This window comes from Acinetobacter brisouioides, assembly GCF_004331075.1.
Lineage (GTDB): Bacteria > Pseudomonadota > Gammaproteobacteria > Pseudomonadales > Moraxellaceae > Acinetobacter.
On record NZ_SJNX01000001.1, the window covers coordinates 342,406 to 363,334 of the forward strand.

Annotated in this window: 18 protein-coding genes; 8 read left to right on the forward strand and 10 right to left on the reverse strand. The window is 40.4% G+C overall.

Annotation, left to right across the window (positions count from 1 at the left end; all coding sequences use genetic code 11):
* Positions 1-39 precede the first annotated feature (39 nt).
* Positions 40-1,113 carry a uroporphyrinogen decarboxylase gene (gene hemE / locus E0H77_RS01630; protein WP_116728408.1) on the reverse strand — a complete coding sequence of 358 codons (1,074 nt, stop codon included), beginning with the start codon at positions 1,111-1,113 and terminating at the stop codon, positions 40-42.
* Between the two features lie 186 nt (positions 1,114-1,299).
* Here hemE and E0H77_RS01635 point away from each other — a divergent pair, with 186 nt between their 5' ends.
* A complete protein-coding gene (locus tag E0H77_RS01635; protein ID WP_131374485.1) occupies positions 1,300-2,550 on the forward strand; it encodes a L,D-transpeptidase family protein in 1,251 nt (416 codons plus the stop codon).
* 78 nt (positions 2,551-2,628) lie between these two features.
* Positions 2,629-3,249: an alpha/beta fold hydrolase gene (locus tag E0H77_RS01640; RefSeq protein WP_131374487.1), complete on the forward strand. Its 621-nt coding sequence runs from the start codon at positions 2,629-2,631 to the stop codon at positions 3,247-3,249.
* A gap of 21 nt (positions 3,250-3,270) precedes the next feature.
* On the opposite strand, the gene sohB is transcribed toward E0H77_RS01640, so the two are convergent.
* The 7 genes from sohB to E0H77_RS01675 form a co-directional block, all read right to left on the reverse strand.
* Complete coding sequence (gene sohB, locus E0H77_RS01645; RefSeq protein WP_131374490.1) at positions 3,271-4,233, reverse strand: protease SohB; 963 nt, start codon at positions 4,231-4,233, stop codon at positions 3,271-3,273.
* A 146-nt stretch (positions 4,234-4,379) separates the two neighbouring features.
* The gene (pstB, locus tag E0H77_RS01650) at positions 4,380-5,195 is read right to left on the reverse strand and encodes a phosphate ABC transporter ATP-binding protein PstB (RefSeq protein WP_171478299.1); all 816 of its coding nucleotides are present in this window, start codon (positions 5,193-5,195) and stop codon (positions 4,380-4,382) included.
* A gap of 108 nt (positions 5,196-5,303) precedes the next feature.
* Positions 5,304-6,695: a phosphate ABC transporter permease PstA gene (gene pstA / locus E0H77_RS01655; protein WP_416240498.1), complete on the reverse strand. Its 1,392-nt coding sequence runs from the start codon at positions 6,693-6,695 to the stop codon at positions 5,304-5,306.
* The gene (gene pstC, locus E0H77_RS01660; protein ID WP_131374496.1) at positions 6,686-8,065 is read right to left on the reverse strand and encodes a phosphate ABC transporter permease subunit PstC; all 1,380 of its coding nucleotides are present in this window, start codon (positions 8,063-8,065) and stop codon (positions 6,686-6,688) included. The genes pstA and pstC overlap by 10 nt, the downstream gene beginning before the upstream one ends.
* An 85-nt stretch (positions 8,066-8,150) precedes the next feature.
* Positions 8,151-9,182 (reverse strand): substrate-binding domain-containing protein, encoded by a 1,032-nt coding sequence (locus tag E0H77_RS01665; RefSeq protein ID WP_131374498.1) that lies wholly within the window; start codon positions 9,180-9,182, stop codon positions 8,151-8,153.
* Between the two features lie 323 nt (positions 9,183-9,505).
* Positions 9,506-11,038 (reverse strand): pyridoxal phosphate-dependent decarboxylase family protein, encoded by a 1,533-nt coding sequence (locus tag E0H77_RS01670; protein ID WP_131374500.1) that lies wholly within the window; start codon positions 11,036-11,038, stop codon positions 9,506-9,508.
* Entirely contained in the window at positions 11,038-12,411 is a 1,374-nt protein-coding gene (locus E0H77_RS01675; RefSeq protein WP_131313913.1) for a diaminobutyrate--2-oxoglutarate transaminase, read from the reverse strand. Before E0H77_RS01675 ends, E0H77_RS01670 begins: the two co-directional genes overlap by 1 nt.
* A gap of 462 nt (positions 12,412-12,873) precedes the next feature.
* On the opposite strand from E0H77_RS01675, the gene E0H77_RS01680 reads away from it, so the two are divergent.
* Both E0H77_RS01680 and E0H77_RS01685 read left to right on the forward strand, forming a co-directional pair.
* The gene (locus tag E0H77_RS01680; RefSeq protein ID WP_131374502.1) at positions 12,874-13,575 is read left to right on the forward strand and encodes an SIMPL domain-containing protein; all 702 of its coding nucleotides are present in this window, start codon (positions 12,874-12,876) and stop codon (positions 13,573-13,575) included.
* A 31-nt stretch (positions 13,576-13,606) separates the two neighbouring features.
* The gene (locus E0H77_RS01685; RefSeq protein WP_131374504.1) at positions 13,607-13,972 is read left to right on the forward strand and encodes a hypothetical protein; all 366 of its coding nucleotides are present in this window, start codon (positions 13,607-13,609) and stop codon (positions 13,970-13,972) included.
* 43 nt (positions 13,973-14,015) lie between these two features.
* Here the strand turns inward: E0H77_RS01685 and E0H77_RS01690 are convergent, their stop codons facing one another.
* Positions 14,016-15,110: a fatty acid desaturase family protein gene (locus tag E0H77_RS01690; RefSeq protein ID WP_131374506.1), complete on the reverse strand. Its 1,095-nt coding sequence runs from the start codon at positions 15,108-15,110 to the stop codon at positions 14,016-14,018.
* 14 nt (positions 15,111-15,124) lie between these two features.
* Positions 15,125-16,195, reverse strand: coding sequence for a ferredoxin reductase (locus tag E0H77_RS01695; protein ID WP_131374508.1), 1,071 nt, complete (start codon positions 16,193-16,195; stop codon positions 15,125-15,127).
* Between the two features lie 160 nt (positions 16,196-16,355).
* On the opposite strand from E0H77_RS01695, the gene fabR reads away from it, so the two are divergent.
* The 4 genes from fabR (at position 16,356) to ahcY (ending at position 20,782) form a co-directional block, all read left to right on the forward strand.
* The gene (gene fabR / locus E0H77_RS01700; protein ID WP_131374510.1) at positions 16,356-17,042 is read left to right on the forward strand and encodes an HTH-type transcriptional repressor FabR; all 687 of its coding nucleotides are present in this window, start codon (positions 16,356-16,358) and stop codon (positions 17,040-17,042) included.
* Positions 17,043-17,193: 151 nt separating this feature from the next.
* Entirely contained in the window at positions 17,194-18,210 is a 1,017-nt protein-coding gene (locus E0H77_RS01705; RefSeq protein ID WP_131313925.1) for an AI-2E family transporter, read from the forward strand.
* Positions 18,211-18,363: 153 nt separating this feature from the next.
* A complete protein-coding gene (locus E0H77_RS01710) occupies positions 18,364-18,753 on the forward strand; it encodes a carboxymuconolactone decarboxylase family protein (RefSeq protein ID WP_131374512.1) in 390 nt (129 codons plus the stop codon).
* Positions 18,754-19,399: 646 nt separating this feature from the next.
* Positions 19,400-20,782: an adenosylhomocysteinase gene (ahcY, locus tag E0H77_RS01715; protein WP_131374514.1), complete on the forward strand. Its 1,383-nt coding sequence runs from the start codon at positions 19,400-19,402 to the stop codon at positions 20,780-20,782.
* Positions 20,783-20,929 lie beyond the last annotated feature (147 nt).

Sequence of the window (20,929 nt, forward strand, 5' to 3'; positions counted from 1 at the left end):
TACAGTATAAATAAAACGAACGGTGAGGTTCACGCAAATTTAGCCTAGATACTTGGCACTATATTCATGAACCGTATCCACAAACACTTTGGCATGATCTGGGTTGACCCACTGGGTAATTCCATGTCCAAGATTAGCAATATAGCCTGTTTTTTCACCATGCGCATAAGCATCATCTAACATGGCATGCACTGCTCTTTCTATCGACTTTGGCGAACCATATAAAATCGCAGGATCTAAATTCCCTTGTAGAGCCACTTGCCCATGTACCAGTTCACGAGCCGTTTTCAGTGACGTTGTCCAATCTAGCCCCAAAGCATCAGCACCCGTTGCCAACATCGGAATCAGCCATTGCCCGCCGCCCTTGGTAAAGAGAATCACAGGAATGCGCTGCCCATCTTTTTCGCGTTGCAAACCTGCAATAATTTTCTGCATATATTGCAATGAAAATTCCTGATACTCTCGATGCGCCAGTGAGCCGCCCCAACTGTCAAAAATCTGAATCGCTTGAGCACCTGCATCAATTTGTGCATTTAAATAATCAATCACCGACTCGGCCAGATGATCGAGTAAAGCATGCAATAGCTCAGGTTGGGCATACATCATCTGTTTGGTAAAACGGAATTCCTTACTTGATCCACCCTCAACCATATAAGTTGCCAGTGTCCACGGACTCCCCGAAAAACCAATTAATGGCACTTGCCCTGCCAATGCCGAACGAATGGTCGAAACCGCATCCATGACATAACCCAAGTCTGTTTTAGCATTGAGTTTAGGGAGCTGTGCAATATCTTGTTCGGTTCTGACTGTTTTATGAAATTTTGGGCCTTCGCCAGCTTCAAAGTACAAACCCAAACCCAAAGCATCGGGTACAGTTAAAATATCAGAAAATAAAATAGCAGCGTCCAACGCATAACGACGCAAAGGTTGCAATGTCACTTCACATGCAAAATCGGTATTTTTACATAAAGAAAGGAAATCGCCTGCTTGGGCACGTGTCGCGCGATACTCTGGTAGATACCGCCCTGCCTGACGCATCATCCAGACAGGTGTCGTATCAACAGGTTCACGTAATAGAGCACGTAGGAAACGATCATTTTTTAAAGTCGTCATATCCTTTCCATGAATCATCAAAAATTCACCTATCATAACAAAAAGCCCGTATTTTGAATAATCAACCCGCTTCTTATTTTTATAGACGCAATATAGATACGAAATAATTAATGCATCGGTTTATTATTTCTGTAATACTGACCGCGTTTTTTCATCATACATACATAATTCTTAAGGTTGAATTAGATGTTCGTTCGCTCATTACTCGCTATGAGTCTAAGCTACCTCATGCTAAATACTGCTTTTGCAGCTTCTAATGCAGAGCAACCATTAAATCCTAAAAAAGTAGCCTCAACGACTATTACCATTCAAGACCCAATCAATCCTCTTGCGCTTGATACCAAAGCGGCGTCTGAAGTTATGGAAGGTCGTAGTCCTGCAGCCTCTGAGGTTGCGTCGGTGACGGCGGCATCTGAAGTACAAATCACCCAACAAGAGCAGAACAATCTTAACCAAGTTACCAAAACGGTTAAAACGATTGATCAAAGTCCAGAGAAAACCACAGCGACATCAACAAAAAATAACGCTGCAAAACACGCATGGACACTTGATAATTTAAACAATATCCAATGGTATCCAAACATTGGTAAAGGGCAATTCCCTGTCTATGCACGCGCACAAGTCATGTTGAACAATAATCATGCTTCGCCTGGTGCAATTGATGGTAGCAGTGGCAAAAATACGCTCAAAGCCTTAGCTTCTTTCCAGCAAATGCAAGGCCTACCGACTACAGGTGAGCTTGATCAAGCGACTTGGAATGCTTTAATTGCGACTCAGAACAAACCTGCATTTATAGAATACAGCATTACTGAAGCTGACCTGAAAGGCCCATATGCGAAAAGCATTCCTTCAGACTATGCATTACAAGCGAAAATGCCAGGTTTGTATTACACTCGCGTCACCGAAATGCTAGGTGAAAAGTTCCATATGGATGAGGCATTTTTAAAACAGCTCAATCCAAAAGCAACTTTTAATAAAGTCGGTGAAAAAATTATTGTGACCAACATCCGCAATAATTTACCTGAAAATATTCATTTGATTGTGGCTCATAAAGGTGCAAAACAATTGTATTTGTTCAATGACCGTAACCAAATGATCGGTTCATTTCCTGCAACGATTGGTAGTAGTGATACACCATCTCCAACAGGAACATATAAAGTTGTTGGTGCCACCAAGAACCCTTACTACAGCTACTCTCCGAGTAACTTTGTACAAGGCAAAAACTTAAAACCTTTGACTCTACCACCTGGCCCAAATGCTCCTGTGGGTAATGTTTGGATTGGTTTGAGTAAGCGTTCATTTGGTATTCATGGTACACCAAATCCATCTGCAATTTCTAAAACAGCATCACATGGTTGTATTCGTTTAACCAACTGGGATGCCAATGATTTAGCAAGCAAAGTAAAAGCTGGCGTGACTGTAAAATTTATTGAATAATTTTTATAGCAATCCTTAAATAAGCTCAGAATTTCTGGGCTTATTTTTTATCAAAAACAATCAACAAGAAAAATACTTATGGACACGAAAATTCTTTTTCTGCCTGGTGCATCTGTAAGTACCCAGTTCTGGCAGCCTGTACAAAAAGATCTTGCCAAAGATTATCAAACCGACATCATTGGCTATCCTGGGTTTGGTCAAACTCCAGCCAATCCAGATATTCTGAATTTCCAAAAACTTACAGAGTATGTACTCAATCAGATTCAACAGCCATGCTATTTGGTTGCTCAGTCTATGGGTGGCATATTTGCAATAGCCGCAGCCCTACGTAAACCTAAATTAATTCGTGGTCTGGTTCTTCTTGCAACATCTGGCGGGATTGATCTTACTGTTTTTAAGGTGGCTGACTGGCGAGAAACCTACCGTCAGGAATATTTAAACGTGCCTGACTGGTTTATTACGGCACAAAGCAACTATCAAGATCAATTACACCAGATTCACTGCCCAACCCTTTTACTTTGGGGAGAATCTGATCCCATCAGCCCGATTGCTATAGGGCAATATTTACAACAACAACTTAGACAATCCGATTTGAATATCATTGCTCAAGGACAACATGATTTTGCAAAAATACATGCTTCCGAAGTCACTCAACTAATTCGAAACTTTTTAACACGACATAAAAAAGCCAGCATATAGCTGGCTAATGAGCATTAACAATTACAGTTTTGGATCTCGTAACTGTACCTGTGACTGGTTTGCTTTAGTCAATACATCAGTCAGTTTATTCATCATTGCGGGGATAAGCTGATCTGCAATTTGAGCTGCCTGTAAACCTAACTTTTCACCTAAAGTTGGTTTACGACGCGTACTAATCAGATACACATCATACTGCGGCAAAAGCTTCAAGATGACTTCATCTGAAGTTTGTAATTCATCAATCAAATTCAACTCTAGCGCATCCTGACCATACCAGTGCTCACCTGTTGCCACTTTTTCCACATTCAGTTTTGGACGATATTTTTCAACAAAGTGCTTAAACAGTGTATGGGTCTGTTGAAGTTCCTGCTCGAACTTGTCTTTCCCTTCCTGAGTATTTTCCCCAAACATCGTCACGGTACGTTTATATTGCCCAGCAGTATACAGTTCAAAATCAACGTGATGTTCACGCAGCAAGCGGTTAAAGTTTGGAACTTGAGCCACCACACCAATAGATCCAACAATCGCAAATGGTGCTGCAATAATTTCATTAGCGATACATGCCATCATATAACCACCGCTAGCTGCGACTTTATCGACGACAATCGTGACATGAAAACCTGCTTCGCGTAAACGTACCAATTGGGCCGCAGCTAGACCATAACCATGTACCATACCGCCTGGGCTTTCAAGACGAATCACGACTCGGTCTTGCCCTGCCTTTGCAGTTGACAAAATCAAGGTAATTTCTTCACGTAAAGCTGAAACAGCAGATGCCTGTACATCACCATTAAAGTCAACAATATAAACTTTTTGATTGTTCTTTTTGCGCTGCTTTGCCTCTTTGGCTAACTGTTTATTAAATTGTAACAATTCAAATTTTGATGCTGTACTTTGAATAATTTTCTTTCTTTGTTCATTAACACGTGCATTGAGATGGGTCACGTGAATTTCAGCAGGAATTTTGGGCAATTGAAATAGCATATCTTAGCCTAATACATAAAGTCATGACTTCAAGATGAGGGTTTCAGTAGTAAAAATCAATAGACAAACATGAATCACTACAATTCAATAAAAATCCCCATGTAAACATGAGGATATAATTAAAAATATTAAATTAAAATCAAAAATCAACCAAAGCGACCTGTAATATAAGCTTCTGTTAATTGATGGTCTGGCTGGGTAAAGACTTTTTCTGTTGAATTAACTTCAATCAAATCCCCCAAGTGAAAATATGCAGTACGGTCAGACACACGTGCTGCTTGCTGCATTGAATGCGTCACAATCGCAATGGTATATTGCGTCGACAAATCAGAAATCAATTCCTCAATTTTTGCAGTTGCAATTGGGTCGAGTGCTGAACAAGGCTCATCCATCAAAATGACTTCTGGGCTGACCGCAATGGTACGTGCAATGCATAATCGCTGTTGCTGACCACCTGACAGGCTCGTCCCTGGGTGGTTTAAACGGTCTTTGACTTCTTCCCACAAACCAGCTTTACGCAAGCTATTTTCTACAATTTCTTCCAAATCGTATTTATCACGTGCCAAGCCATGAAGCTTCGGGCCATAAGACACGTTATCAAAAATGGATTTTGGAAACGGATTTGGTTTTTGAAATACCATTCCGACCTGTGCACGTAACAATACGACATCTAGGCTCGGATCATAAATATCCTGTTCATCCAGTGTCACCTTACCTGTCACACGACAGCTATAAATCGTGTCATTCATGCGATTTAAAGTACGTAAAAACGTTGATTTACCACAACCTGATGGCCCAATAAAAGCAATCACTTCATTTTGATAAATGTTTAAATCAATACCTTTAATGGCTTCAGTTTCACCATAGTAAACATGCACATTTTCAGTGCTGATTTTCACTTCTTGCGCTGCTTTTTTCTTGCTGTTTTCGTGTTGGTCAAAGTAACCGATATGAACACTCACTGGACGATGTTCAGTACCTTCGTATGACGTATGAGATTCTGGAACCACCTGTATATCCTGTGTTTGTAATGAAGTCGTATTTGCTATATTCACTTTATTTTGCCCTGATTACCAACGAACTTCAAATTTCTTACGTAACCAGATTGCAAGGCTGTTCAACCCGATCATCATGACTAACAATACAATAATGGCTGCTTCGGTACGACCTTCAAAGAAGTTACGGAGTTCATTGCCCTGCCACAGAAAAATCTGTACAGGTAATGCAGTCGATTGATCCAATGGCGTAGCTGGGACACTCGCAACGAAAGCACTCATACCAATTAAGAGTAACGGTGCAGTTTCACCCAAAGCCTGCGCCACCCCAATAATCGCACCCGTTAAAATACCAGGCAATGCGAGTGGTAAGACATGATGCAAAACAGTTTGTATATTAGATGCTCCCAAGCCTTGGGCTGCTTGGCGAATCGAAGGAGGTACCGCTTTGAGTGCTGCACGTGTAGTAATAATGACAGTTGGCAGCGTCATTAAACTCAAAACCAAACCACCGACCATTGGTGCTGATAATGGCAAATGCATCCAACCCACAAAAATTGCAGCTCCCAACAGACCAAATACAATTGAAGGAACTGCTGCCAAGTTATTGATATTGACTTCAATAATATCGGTCAGGATATTTTTCTTAGCAAACTCTTCCAGATAAATCGCACTTGCCACGCCAATTGGAATCGCAACAAAGATCACGATCAGCATCATGAACAACGAGCCCATAAAGGCACCCGCCAAACCACTGGTTGCAGGTGAGCTGCGTGAATCACCATTGGTAAAGATCTTGACGTTAAAAGTACGCTCAAGCATATTTTTCTTTGCTAATTGATCGACCAGCTTACGTACTTCAGGACTCAGCTGTTGTTGATCATCGGGTAAACTACGATCAATCTTGCCAGCTAGCCACACATCCACATTAGCCTCAGCAAGGAACTTTAATTCCTCTTTTTTACCAATCAGGTTCGTGTCTTTAAAGACCATATCGCGGATACGAAAAGCTTCAGCACTTGCATAAATACTACGTAAATTATCTTCTTGCCCAGCAAGACTTGGATCTTTTGCAATCATGCCCTTAACGATCATGCTATCCCAGTCGACCATACTCATTTTCGTTTGCCAATCGACATAACGCTCTTGGTATTTGGCTGGAGATTCACCTGCTCGCTGGACGGGTTTTGCACCCACGTCAATCATCTTTGGATCAAAATACACAGGAACCGTCATACTGGTTTGCCAAAATGACGGTAAACCTTTATACAAAATACTACCGAACAATACCGCCACAAAGAATAAACCTGTCACAACTGCTGACAATCCCAACAATCGGAAGATTTTTTCTTTACGATGGCGCTTTGCCAAAGACTGGGTAATGATTCTTTTACGTTTTTCGCGTAACTCTGCAGCAATCTTCGGATCAACCGCAGGTTGCCGCATTGAAGTCATACTCATTCGTATTGCTCACGATACTTGCGCACAATGTACAGTGCAACAATATTAAGACCAAGGGTAATCACAAACAGCGTTAAACCTAATGCAAAGGCAACCAGTGCCTGAGGGCTTGCAAAGTCGGTATCGCCAGTTAACTGGTTCACAATGGTCACGGTCACGGTAGAAACAGCTTCTAGTGGATTAATCTGCAACAATGGGCTGTTGCCTGCTGCAAGTACCACAATCATGGTTTCACCAATTGCCCGTGATGTCGCCAGCAAAAATGCACCAATAATCCCAGGTAATGCTGCTGGTAAAACCACCTGACGAATAGTTTCCGAATGCGTTGCCCCCAAACCCAAAGAACCATCACGCAAAGTACGTGGTACTTGGGTAATAATGTCATCAGACAAAGATGACACAAATGGAATGATCATAATTCCCATGACAAAACCAGCCGTTAAAGCACTTGTTGCATTAATATCTACACCAATACTAGCGCCTAAATGCTTAAAGAATGGCCCAACCACCATTAAAGCAAAAACCCCATACACAATCGTTGGAATACCTGCCAAAATTTCAATGCTTGGTTTTGCCCATGCACGTAGTCTTGGAGAAGCATATTCAGCAAGATAAATTGCAATCATTAATCCAACAGGAATGGATACCAGTAAGGCAATTACACTGACCATGAGCGTCCCCCATAGCAATGGCAATAAACCATAACTGCCTTCTGCACTCCCTGTTGTGCTAAAGCCTGGGTTCCATTCGGTACCAAAGAAAAATGTACTTGGGCTAACAAAATGAAAAAAATGCAATGCTTCACTCAACATCGACAAAACAATACCAATCGTGGTCAGAATCGCAACACCTGAACATAGCGCCAAACTCATACGAATGACTTTTTCTACACCGTTACGGGCACGATATCTTTGACTGATGCATTTTTGAGCAAAAATAAGACCAATCATTGCCACACAGATCACGACTGCAAACTTGGCATATTCACCAATTTTTGCAAGCTGAGCATATTGTTCTGCGGCTTTTAGTTCATATGGCATGATCTGATCAGTAACACCAAATCCTGTAGCAATGGCTCGAACACGATCGAGTAAAACCCTTTTACTTGCATCATCTAGATTTGAAAGCACCGATGTAGGCACCCGATTAAATACCGCCTCATGCAGTAAAGTGGGTTCCAACAGATTCCAAATCGCCAAGATGAGGAAAGCAGGAATACCACACCACATTGCAACAAGGGCACCGTAATACCCAGGACGGGAGTGCAAACTAACGGAGCTATTGCCTTGCCCTGCCAACTGACGGCTCTTTTTTAAGCCTAACTGGTATGCAACTGCAATCAATGCCAGCAGTACACCCAAAAGAAGCAGATTCATCTTATCTCCGCTCGTTTTTACTTTGATACAAAGCCCAATCGGTCAACTCAAAACCCTAGATTGACCTAATTTTGAGCAAATCCAATTAGTTAACAGTTCGACCTGTTTGAAAATCTGCCAAAATTTTTGCACGCTCTGCATCAGACATTGCAATCAATCCAGCACGTTCAAGTTTTGAGCCTTTACCAGAAACGTGTTTATTTAAGAAATATTCAACGTACTGTGGTAAACCTTTCACAAGTTTCACATGTTCTCCTTTTACATAGAAGAATAATGGACGAGATACAGGATATTTACCATTCAAGATCGTTTTTTCACTTGGAACAACATTATTGACTGTTGCGACGCGTAATCGGTCACGGTTTTGATTATAGAAACCAAGACCAAATACCCCCACTGCACTTGGGGAAGTTTTTAAACGTGCCAATGTTTCTGTGTAGTCTCCTGAAATTTCTATCACGCGACCATCTTTACGAAAGCTAGAACATGCTTTTTTTTGTGCTTCTTTATCTAACTTTTTAAAGTAATCATATGCTTCACAGCCAGCATCCACCATTTTTTCTTGAAACACTTCACGCGTACCGTGGTTAGATGCAGGAATCACTAAAGTAATAGGTTCATTGGGTAAGCTTGAGTCGATCTGATTCCAGCGTGTATATGGGTTTGGAACTAACTTGCCTTTTGAAGGAAGTTTCTCAGCCAACGCTGCAAATACATGATACGGTTTTAATTTATAGGCTGGTTTTGAACTGTTTGATGCAAATGCGATACCATCATAACCGATTTTTATTTCTTGGATTTTATTCACGCCTGCTTTTTTACATGCTGCAATTTCAGTGTCTTTAATTTTACGTGATGCATTGGCAATATCGATAGTATTATCACCTACACCCTGACAAAATTGCTTCAAACCAGCAGATGAACCACCAGAACCAACAACTGGCACTTTAAACTGGGGGAAAGTATGTCCGAAGTCTTCTGCCACAATACTTGCATAAGGCAATACCGTAGAAGAACCTGAGATTTGAATAGTTTCGCGCGCTGCACGCGCGCCTGTTGCGAATATTGTTACTGAACAAGCAAATGCTAAGGCAAAATATTTTTTGCTAAAATTCATTCCCATCTCTCAATTTAATTTATACCAAGAAAACTGCTGCTTTTTTTGGTAAATTTATGCTGAATCTTTTGCATTTTGAGTTTTTTATATGACATTTATGTTACAAATTAAAGACTAATTTGTAATAATCTAGATTAGATTTAGTTTTTATAATTTTCATTAAAAATCAATAATAAATATAAATTAGATCAACTTAATCATGACGCTTGCTATCATCCAAGGCTTGATTTCACCAACATGAATCTACTTTAAATACGATTAATTTAATAAAAAAAGGTCACATCAGTGACCTTTTTCTACAACTTGATGGCAACTTATTTTAGTTAGTCAATCGCTGGAACATAAGTTCCTGCTGCAATTGCATCTTTAATACGATTAGCTTCAGCTAAAACCAATCCAAGTAAGTTTTGTACATTCTCAAGCGTTGCTACTGGGCTTAAAGTAGTCATTTTCAATGATTGAACATCACCTACTTTTGTTACACCAATATTTGCCTCACCACGTGCAAACAATTCATCTGCAACGTTTTGATTGAGGCTATCAAGAAACTCAGCAGGATAGCCTTCAGGCACAACACGGAACAAAACTGATGCGAATTGTGGTTCAACCAACAATTCAAGACCAGCAGTTGCTTTAATATAATCGGCAACTTCACGAGTCAACTTGACACCATGATCAATCATTGAACCATAAAGTTCTTCACCCAATGCTTCAACAGTCATCCACAATTTCAATGCATCAAAACGACGAGTCGTTTGTAATGACTTAGAAACAAGGTTTGGTACACCATGCTCTTCATCATAAGCAGAGTTCAGATATTCTGCTTCATAATGCATAAAGCGATAGTTGGCTTCGTCTTTCAACAAGAAAGCACCACAACTAATGCTTTGGAAATAGTGTTTATGGAAGTCTAGCGTCACCGAATCTGACAATTCAATACCATCTAGCATTGAACGGAATTCATTCGATAAAATCAGTGCGCCGCCCCAAGCTGCATCGACATGCATCCACGCACCATACTGGTTAGTGATGTCACGAATTTTCTTGAGTGGGTCAATTGCACCAGCGTCAGTCGTCCCAGCTGTTGCAACAACACAGGCTACGATTTTACCCTCAGCTTTCAAATGCGCCATGGTTTTTTCCAGCGCATCAACATCCATCTGAGCATTTTCGTTCACAGGAACAGTCACAACTGACTGAAAGCCCATGCCCATCATTGCCATGTTCTTTTGCACAGAGAAGTGTGCATTTTCAGAACAAATGACTTTGACATTTTTCAATGCATCAGCAGGTAAGCCATCACGCTGTACAGACCATTCCTGACCGTTTTCGCCTTTCCAGTTTTTCGCAATACACCAGTCGCGCGCAAGCAATACACCCATAAGGTTAGATTGCGTACCACCAGAGGTAAATACCCCTGCCTGACCTGTGCCATAGCCCACTTTTTGACGTAACCAGTCAATCAATTGAACTTCCATCAACGAACCTGCAGGGCTTTGATCCCATGAATCCATTGATTGGTTGGTCGCATTGATTAACACTTCCGCAATCTGGCTCATCACCATCGTCGGGCAGTGTAAATGTGCCAATGAATGTGGATGATGTACTTTTAAACTTTTATTGAGAAAAAGCTCAACCATACGTTGTAAAGACTGCTGTACACCTAAACCATCTTTAGATGGTTTAAAAGAAATTGCTGCGCGCAAATCTTTGATGCTGCCGCCTGTGTACATTTTATCATTTTGTAACCATGCTGAAACGGCTTTGACCGCTTCACCCATTGCTGACTGATAGTCAGCAATGGATTGAGCATCATTACAAAGTAAAGCTTTGCGATGTTGTGCAAAATCAACCATTAAGCACCTCGAACGGCAACAAGCGCCTCAGCAATTGCTTTCTTGAAGCGTGCAATAACTTCTACACACTCATCTTGAGTAATGATCAATGGGCAAAGTAAACGAATCACTGTACCGTTACGACCACCTTTTTCTAACAACAATTTGTTGTTAAAGCATGCTGTTTGAATCGCAGCAGCCAATTGCGCATCTGCAGGTAATGAACCCATGTGATCAGCAGCTTTACGCTCATCAACAATTTCAATACCTAACATTAAGCCACGACCACGTACGTTACCAATACATGGGAATTCTTGTGCCAATTTTTTCATTTCAGCTTGTAAGAAATCACCACGTTCTTGCGCATTTTGAGCTAGGTTTTGTTCTTTAATGACTTGTAAAGAAGCTAAACCTGTACCCATTGCCAATTGGTTACCACGGAAAGTACCCGTGTGACCCGCTGGTTGCCAAGCATCAAATTTACGTTTAATGCCCAATACTGCAAGTGGCAAGCTACCACCGACTGCTTTAGACATAACAACAACATCTGGCTCAATACCCGCATGTTCAAAGGCAAACATTTTGCCTGAACGTGCAAAGCCCGCTTGTACTTCATCAAGAATCAACACAATGTTGTGTTTTTCAGTTACTTCACGGATTTTACGAAGCCATTTTGTAGGTGCAATTACAACACCGCCTTCACCCTGAATCGCTTCAAGAATGACAGCAGCAGGTTTAGTCACACCGCTTTCAACATCTTCAATAAACTGTTCAAAGTAATAAGTTAATGCATCAACACCTGCTTCACCACCAAGACCCAATGGGCAACGGTATTCATGCGGGTATGGCATAAACTGAACACCAGGCATAAGGTTATTGACTGCATTTTTTGCACTCAAGTTACCCGTCATAGCCAATGAGCCATGCGTCATGCCGTGATAGCCACCAGAGAAGCTAATCACTGAACCACGACCAGTATAAGTTTTTGCAAGTTTAATCGCTGCTTCTGTTGCATCTGCACCAGATGGACCACAGAACTGTAAGCAATATTCTTCTTTACCGCCAGGCAAATAAGCCAATAAAGCTTCAGTAAAAGCATCTTTTAAAGGTGTCGTTAGGTCTAAAGTATGCAAAGGCAAACCACTTGCAAGTGTGTCTTGGATACTTTGAATAACCGCAGGGTGGTTATGACCTAATGCCAATGTCCCTGCACCAGCTAAACAATCAAGGTACTCAGTACCTTCAACATCAGTAACCCAACAACCTTGTGCTTTCGCTATCGCTAACGGTAATTTACGTGGATAACTACGAACATTCGATTCCATCTGACTTTGGCGAGTCAAGTAATATTCGTTGGTGGAATTGGTGGCAGGATTTACAGAAGTAACGCTCATATCGAATTACCATCTCTGATATGGGTTGAAAGAAATAAGTCTGGTGACTTGTGGTCCTTTGACTCGGTGCTTGTAGAATTCTAGTTAGACAAAATTTAGAACTTATAACTAGGAGGGCGATAATACCCTTTTTTCTATAAAAATAAAGACCTTTTAGCTCTTTATTTGGCCTAATTCATTGAAAAAAGCATTTATCTAATGAATTAGCTTCATTATTATGATACTCCATGACAATAATAAGAAAATCCTTCTCATCAGAAATATTTTTTTATCTTTAGACCAACAAAAGAATCAATTAAATATTCAACAATTAATCTACTGAATTTAAAAGACTTTATTTATAAAAATGAGATACAAAAACTTAAAAAGTATTACAAAGAAGCGACAATTTCACTTTAGATAATCCGTTTTATCCAATTAACATGAGTCAGACAACAAACACTCCAAATTCAAGGAAAATTTATGAGAAATTTGCTCGTATCTAGCTTACTTATTGCTAGCGTCAGTAGCCCTGTTTTTGCCGCAACCACTGAGGCATTAAACTACAATGTCATCAGCATTCAGGCTGTTGCTTCCCGCGAGGTTTCCAATGACCAAATTCAAGCTGTTCTTTATATTGAAAAGAACAATAAACAGCCTGCCGAACTGGCCAATCAAATTAATGTACTGATGAACCAGGCATTGGTAACTGCCAAAAAATATCCGCAAGTGAAAGTCAAAACTGGCGCACAAAGTACCTACCCTGTTTACGACACTGATAACAAAAAACTCAAAGAATGGCGCGGACGTGCTGAACTACAAATCGAAAGCCACGACTTTAAGGCCGCCAGTCAACTGATTAGTGAACTACAACAGAACTTCCAGACTGACTCGATTGGTTTTAGCATTTCTGATGAACAGCGCAGCAAAGTTGAAAATGAACTTATGCTTGAAGCATCTAAAAACTTCCAGCAACGTGCTCAGCTACTGACCCAGTCTTGGCACAAAACTGGCTACAATCTGGTTAACCTCAATGTAAACACCAACAGTAGTTATCGCCCAATCATGATGAGTGCAAGAACTGCCAAGTTTGCTGAAGTTGCTGCCGCACCAATCGCACAAGACATGAATGCGGGAGAATCTAAAATTAGTGTCAGCGCAAATGGAACAATTCAACTAAAATAAGGCTTTGAATTAGTCTAAGTGAAATAACCCGATGAAATCTTTCTATGCCAACCACATTTCCTGTAGCCAAGATGATGATGTTTTCACGATTGGTTTGGCAGATGATGAACTTGACCCGATTGATTTTGTCATCTTAAGCCGTATTGATGAGCCTGATATGGCAGTAAATCAACAAATTGGGCTTTTGGTCAACGAAACTGAGTTTGAGTTTCAGGACGTAATTGAATCTATTCGTTTTTTTGATACACAAATAGTCATTCAACTCGCAGCAGATAAAGTTGCGGAAGAGTTAGAGTACACTTCAATTCATATTGAACTGGCAGATCAAAATGAAGATTTGCCCCGCGCTATAAAACGTATGTTTGCAGGCTCAAGCGTACAGTTAAAATTTAATTAATAAAAAAGCGCAGTTTAGACTGCGCTTTTTTATGACTGCATGATTATTTTTTAAATGGTAGAGAGTATTTCAAAATACGTCCCAAAACTTGTCCATATTGTTTAAACAAGCTGGCATTGTTGTAGTTTAAACCATATTTTTTACATACAGCCTCTACTTTTGGCCCCATTTTGCGGTAGCGGCGTGCAGGAATTTCTGGGTACAAGTGATGCTCAATTTGATGGCTCAAATGTCCAGTCAAAATATGAAAGGCTTCAGAACCTGTTAAGTTCGATGAACCGCGAATTTGGCGCATATACCAGTGTCCGCGACTTTCATTTTCCAAGACGCTTTTTGGAAACACTTCTACATCTTTGGTGAAGTGACCACAGAAAATGATACTGAATGTCCAAGCATTACGAATACCATTTGCTGCGAGGTTTCCAAGCAATACAGGTACTGCACTTGGTCCTGCAACAAGTGGGAAAAACACATAATCCTTGAACAATTGTTTCGCGACTTTACGTTGTACCGGACGCATTTCTTGTATAAATTTGGCTTTGGTCTTACGCCCCATCATCAGTTTGCCGACTTCCAAGTTTTGGATCGCGACACCCCACTGGAACAGCAAACAAAATGGAATACTGTACAACGGTTGCAATAAATAGCTTTTTTTCCAACGCTGTTCTGGAAATAAACGGACTAAACCATAACCAATATCATCATCCATCCCTTTAATGTTGGTATAGGTATGATGTTTATAGTTATGAGTTTGACGCCAATTATCACTTGTACCGACATTATCCCATTCGTAGGTTTGTCCCATGAATTTCGGATCATTCATCCAGTCATATTGACCGTGCATGACATTGTGTCCGACTTCCATATTTTCCAAAATTTTAGACAAGCCTAACAAGCCTGTACCCAGTACCCACGCTGGTGGAAACCAGCCTGCGAACAATAAAGCACGACCTGCTAGACTGCTATAACGTACAACAGAGTACACACGGCGAATGTACTGAGCATCTTGCTCGCCCAAGTCATCCACAACTTCTTGTTTGATGGCATCTAGCTCTTGAGCAAGCGCCTCTAAATCGGCTTCACTGAGTTCGCGGTTTTTTGGATTTTTAAAATATTGTGTTTTTACTTGCATATTCATAGCAGATGCCTCTCTTAAAGATCTAACACAAGGTCAGTTTGTGCGGAGTTGACACATAAGCGTAGTAGGCTATTTGGTTCAGTATTTTCCGACTGATTATTTAAGTTTTTGGTTGCACCCGATACTTTATTACATGCACATTTATTGCAAATACCCATACGGCAACCGTGGGTTGGTTTGATCTGAGCCTGTTCCAGACCAACCAAAATTGGCTGGCCTTTAGCAACAGCAATAGTTTTATTGGATTTGCTTAAAGTAATATTTACAAAGCCAACATCATTGGTTTCTATATGTGTCAGGCTAAAAGCTTCACTTTTGAACAGTTTTGCGCCAGCAAAGACACTTTCTGCAGCATTGACAAACCCCGATGGGCCGCAAGCAAAGACAGTACGTTCAGCAAAGTCTGCAGCTAATGCTGTATGTTTCTGATTAATACGTTCAGCAGCAGGTTCATCACGCGTACATAGCGCGGTAAACTTAAAATTCGGATAGGTTTGTTGCCATTCTTCAAATTCTGATTTGAAAGCAAGACCTGTGGCATGTTGTGCCCAGTACATTAAATGAATGTCATAGTCCTGAAGGTGCCCAGACTGATGCAATCCTGCCAACATGCTATACATTGGGGTAATCCCACTGCCTGCTGCCAGTAACAACAACTGTTTTTGTGGCTGTTCGCTAACCAGCATATCCCCGTACGGCTGGCCAAATTCAAGGATATCACCCACTTGAGCTTGTTCACATAACCATGTACTCACCACACCGCCTTCAATTTTCTTCAAGGTCAGTTTTACATGATGGGCATCCAGCCGAGTCAAACTATAGGTACGTTCATAGCGGCGACCATGAATTTCTACGTGTACGGGATGATGCTGCCCTGCAACGCCATATTGCATACGTTGGTTACAATGAATGGTTAAACTCACGACATCATTGGCGATGGTTTGTTTTTTGACAATTCGCCCAAGTGTTTCATGAGTTGACCACAATGGATTGACTTTTTGAAGCCAAAAATTCACTGTGTTACTGTCATAGACACTGCCAGACAGAAAATCTAAAAGCTGTTTTTTACGTTGTATGACATGCATTGTGGTCATCTCTATTATATGACTTTCTAATTATTATACACATGTATATATATATGTATAGTATTTATGCAAGCAAGAAACAATTCTTTGCACTATTTCTTATCGTTCAGTTCTAAGGCTATAATCTTCAAATAAATCCGAGCTTGCCACATGAGTTTACATGCCCCCTTTATCGATAACTGCTATGCCAACTGATCACTCCCTTACAGCTCAAGCCAAAACACCTCTGCGTAGTGCTGGTCGTAAAGCCACGATTACTAAAGAAGAATTATTTCAGGCAACCTTAAATTTAATCGGGCCAGAAAAAAGTATTTCTTCTTTGAGTTTACGTGAAGTCGCACGTGAAGCTGGCATTGCACCCAACAGTTTTTATCGGCATTTTAAAGATATAGATGAACTTGCAATTGAACTAATTAATCGTGCTGGGGTCGTTTTACGTAAAATTATTCGTGAAGCACGCCTTAAAGCATCTAAACAAGAAAGCATTATTCGCACTTCGGTTGAAGTCTTTTTACAGCAACTCGACACCGATGACGGTAATCTAAGTTTACTGTTACGCGAAGGCTATACGGGTTCAATTTCCTATAAACGTGCGGTAGAGCAACAACTGAGCTTTTTTCAGCAAGAATTGCAAGAAGACCTGATTCGTTTAGAGCGTTTGAACCAAAACCGCCTGTTTCACCCAGATTTAGCGGCAAAAGCCATTACCCAGCTGGTATTTAATATGGGTGCAAAAGTCATCGATTTACCTGTAAATGAACGTAATGCGGTGGCACAGCAAACCATGATCATGATTCGGATGATTCTTGAAGGTGCGCGCCGCCTAAACGAAGCTAAAATTGGCTAAATATTTTTCATTCAGATAAAGCGTATTTTTTTATTTCTAAGTATTTCCGAAGCAGTTAGAATGACCTTTGTCTAGGATTAATACAAAATTCTGTGCAGTCTTATTGCATTTCCTATGGCGCTTCTTTTGCTAAATATCGGGTCAAACCAGCATGAATATCTTGAGCGACAGACAAAGCATTCTGGCAAGCTATATTCTTATTATATTATCTCTTTTGGCGATTATTCCTTTACATCTCCTGCCAAGTTTTTTTGCAGGCTTCCTGATCTATGAAATTATTCATAGTTTAAGCAAGGTGATTGATCGTTATATTGACAGTCATCGCGCAAAATTAATTATCAGTATTGTGCTGAGTATTGTGATTGTTTCTTTACTCAGTTTCCTCATTACCAGTTTGGTCAGTTTCGTGATTTATGATTTGCAAGGACCAGGACTGGCTGCGTTTAGTGAAAAAGTTGATCAAACTCTGATTTTATTACAACAGGAAGTCTCAAAATACATATCTATTTATATTCCAAACAGCGTGACCGATTTAAAAAATCATATTTTTATTTTACTTAAAGATAATGTGTCGGTTTTAAGGCATACAGGTTCAGATATTTTGCATAATTTTGCCACCATGGTGATTGGCTTAATTATCGGAATCTTAGTTTCTATTCATTCTTTTAACTATAAAGATGCACAACCAATATTTAAAACGGCGCTGATGCTACGTATTGAAAAACTGGCATTGTCGTTTAGAAACGTGGTTTTTGCACAAATTCAGATCTCTCTAATCAACACTGCACTGTTTATTATTTTTGTCTTTATTGCATTGCCATTATGCGGTGTACACCTGCCTTTTGCTAAAACCTTAACTATTTTGACCTTTATTTTTGGGCTGATTCCGATTGCAGGCAATTTAATTTCCAACAGCCTCATTATCATTTCAGGATTAACCATTTCATTACCTGTCGCTGCTGCAGCTTTAATGTATTTAATCCTGATTCATAAGCTTGAATATTTTATTAATGCCAAAATTGTAGGAAGTAAAATTAATGCGCATGCTTGGGAAGTGCTGCTTGCCATGTTGATTTTTGAAGCAATTTTTGGTTTTGGTGGACTGATTGCAGCACCGATTCTCTATGCTTATATCAAACTTGAAATGAAAGATGCCAAGTTAATCTAATCACAATAACAAAATCTCTTGTTGAACTGCACTCGAAAAGTTGGGCCACTGGCCGAATATGGAGAGTGCTTTTTTTAATGGACTCAAGCCTAATATATTGATGTTAATTTTCGGTGTATGGTGAGATTTTACTCACTTTATAGGTTAAGTAACATGGCACAGCAAGATTATGAAAATGGCTTAAAAGTTCGTACTGAAGTGATGGGTGAAGTATTTGTCAAACGCGCTCAAGACAATACGGTTGCATTTACCCAACCTTTACAGGACTGGATTAATGAACACGCTTGGGGTTCAACATGGCAACGTGAAGGAGTTTTACCGCGCAAATACCGCTCTTTAATTACCATCGCCATGTTGGTTGCACAAAAATCTCCAACCGAACTGAAAGGTCATGTGCGTGGTGCGCTGAATAATGGTTGTAGTATTGAAGAAATTCAGGAAACCCTATTACACAGCTTACCATACTGCGGTGCGCCCGCTACCCAAGAAGCTTTTCGTGCTGCGCTAGAAGTCATTCAGGAATATCAGGCAACTCAACCATAAATTCTTTCATAATCGATTATCCTGTTTTATTTCTCCCACTTCATAAGGAGAGACAAAATGGACTATTGAAAAAACCGAATCACTGCACTTGCAAATAAATACCAGATCACTGCACTGCTGAGGAACAACGTGTTGCTCAGTGGCTTTAAACTGGATTGAGCTAATCTTTTCCAATTGCGTTTAGACACTATAGTTATGCAGTACAGGTTTCAGAAACTTGATTTTATTGGTTCTGAGCAAGATTAAACAATCTGCTTGGCTCAAATCATTGTATGCAATTGCACTATAAATTTTAGGAAGCGATCAAGGGCAATATTCGGAATGGATCATTGTGGTTGATCATGCTGATTTTTCTTATCGCGTTATATCCTGTAGTACATGCATTTTCAAAATTTAAGCATGCTAACAAACAGATTGCGATTTTGAAGTGTTTTTAAGATTTACCTATCAGATATTAACCAATTTCACGTTGGAACTCGCTGCATTTCCAAGTACAATACTCCGCTAGTCGAGGGATGCTGCGACGTTTTACAGGTACAAAATGTAAAAGCGCCAGGCTCGACGATCGGTTAAATGTTCAATTTAGCCAACAACGGCATCCGCGAACTGAATGATCAACAATTGTTTTATTAAAAAGGAGATCGTGATGAACGCGGTTAATGCTTCATTTACAGATTATAAAGTTGCCGATATCAATCTTGCTGAATACGGCCGTAAAGAAATCAAACTTGCTGAAGCTGAAATGCCAGCCTTGATGGGCTTGCGTAAGCGCTATGCTGCTGCAAAACCACTCGCAGGTGCCAAAATTCTTGGCTGTATCCACATGACCATTCAAACTGCAGTTTTAATTGAAACTCTAGTTGAATTGGGTGCAGAAGTTCGCTGGACATCATGTAACATTTTCTCAACTCAAGACCACGCTGCTGCTGCAATTGCGGCACGCGGTATTCCTGTTTTTGCTTGGAAAGGCGAAACTGAAGAAGAATACAACTGGTGCTTGGAGCAACAAATCAATGTGAATGGCACACCTTGGGATGCCAACATGATCTTGGACGATGGTGGTGACTTAACTGCTGTTGTTCACGAAAAATACCCTGAATTAATTGCTAAAATTCATGGCGTGACTGAAGAAACGACTACTGGTGTACAACGTCTTCACGAAATGTTACGCGATGGCACGTTGAAAGTTCCTGCAATCAACGTAAATGACTCAGTCACCAAGTCTAAAAACGACAACAAATACGGTTGCCGTCACTCACTCAACGATGCCATCAAACGTGGTACAGACATGTTGCTTTCTGGTCGCCGTGCATTGGTGATTGGTTATGGTGATGTGGGTAAAGGTTCTGCACAATCTTTACGTCAAGAAGGCATGATCGTTCGTGTGACTGAAGTTGACCCAATTTGTGCAATGCAAGCTTGCATGGATGGCTATGAAGTCGTTTCTCCATACAAAAATGGCGCACAAACTGGCAAAAAAGAAGACATCAACCTTGATTTGCTTGAAAACACCGACTTGATCGTCACAACAACAGGTAACTACCACGTTTGTGATTCAGCAATGCTGGATACCTTAAAAGCAGGCGCTGTGGTGTGTAACATCGGTCACTTTGACACTGAAATCGACACCAACTACTTACGTGGTTACAAGTGGGTTGAAGTAAAACCTCAAGTACACCAAGTATATCGTTCAGAAAATGAAAATGATTACCTGATCTTGTTGTCTGAAGGTCGCCTTGTAAACCTTGGTAATGCAACAGGTCACCCATCACGTGTGATGGATGGTTCTTTTGCCAACCAAGTTTTGGCTCAAATGCATTTATTTGCTGAAAAATTTGCTGATCTTCCTGCAGCAGAAAAACAAGCGCACATCCGTGTTGAACTTCTTCCGAAAAAACTGGATGAAGAAGTTGCAGCAGCGATGGTTGCAGGTTTTGGCGGTGTATTGACTCAATTGACTCAAGTACAAGCAGATTATCTAGGTGTACCTGTTGAAGGTCCATTCAAATCTGACACTTACAAATACTAAGTTTTAGACCTCTCCTAACCTCTCCATTTAGGAGAGGAACTTTCTTGATTGAAGTGGGTCTTCTCCTGCGCAAACAATAAAAGCCAAGCTTAATTGTTTGTACAGGGAGATGGTTAGGATGAGGATCAATATTCAAGAACAGTATTT

Excerpts from the sequence above, each read along its gene's own strand:
- hemE (WP_116728408.1), bottom strand. The coding sequence starts at position 1,113 with ATGACGACTTTAAAAAATGATCGTTTCCTACGTGCTCTATTACGTGAA.
- E0H77_RS01635 (WP_131374485.1), top strand. The coding sequence starts at position 1,300 with ATGTTCGTTCGCTCATTACTCGCTATGAGTCTAAGCTACCTCATGCTA.
- E0H77_RS01640 (WP_131374487.1), top strand. The coding sequence starts at position 2,629 with ATGGACACGAAAATTCTTTTTCTGCCTGGTGCATCTGTAAGTACCCAG.
- sohB (WP_131374490.1), bottom strand. The coding sequence starts at position 4,233 with ATGCTATTTCAATTGCCCAAAATTCCTGCTGAAATTCACGTGACCCAT.
- pstC (WP_131374496.1), bottom strand. The coding sequence starts at position 8,065 with ATGAATCTGCTTCTTTTGGGTGTACTGCTGGCATTGATTGCAGTTGCA.
- E0H77_RS01665 (WP_131374498.1), bottom strand. The coding sequence starts at position 9,182 with ATGAATTTTAGCAAAAAATATTTTGCCTTAGCATTTGCTTGTTCAGTA.
- E0H77_RS01670 (WP_131374500.1), bottom strand. The coding sequence starts at position 11,038 with ATGGTTGATTTTGCACAACATCGCAAAGCTTTACTTTGTAATGATGCT.
- E0H77_RS01675 (WP_131313913.1), bottom strand. The coding sequence starts at position 12,411 with ATGAGCGTTACTTCTGTAAATCCTGCCACCAATTCCACCAACGAATAT.
- E0H77_RS01680 (WP_131374502.1), top strand. The coding sequence starts at position 12,874 with ATGAGAAATTTGCTCGTATCTAGCTTACTTATTGCTAGCGTCAGTAGC.
- E0H77_RS01685 (WP_131374504.1), top strand. The coding sequence starts at position 13,607 with ATGAAATCTTTCTATGCCAACCACATTTCCTGTAGCCAAGATGATGAT.
- E0H77_RS01690 (WP_131374506.1), bottom strand. The coding sequence starts at position 15,110 with ATGAATATGCAAGTAAAAACACAATATTTTAAAAATCCAAAAAACCGC.
- E0H77_RS01695 (WP_131374508.1), bottom strand. The coding sequence starts at position 16,195 with ATGCATGTCATACAACGTAAAAAACAGCTTTTAGATTTTCTGTCTGGC.
- fabR (WP_131374510.1), top strand. The coding sequence starts at position 16,356 with ATGCCCCCTTTATCGATAACTGCTATGCCAACTGATCACTCCCTTACA.
- E0H77_RS01705 (WP_131313925.1), top strand. The coding sequence starts at position 17,194 with ATGAATATCTTGAGCGACAGACAAAGCATTCTGGCAAGCTATATTCTT.
- E0H77_RS01710 (WP_131374512.1), top strand. The coding sequence starts at position 18,364 with ATGGCACAGCAAGATTATGAAAATGGCTTAAAAGTTCGTACTGAAGTG.
- ahcY (WP_131374514.1), top strand. The coding sequence starts at position 19,400 with ATGAACGCGGTTAATGCTTCATTTACAGATTATAAAGTTGCCGATATC.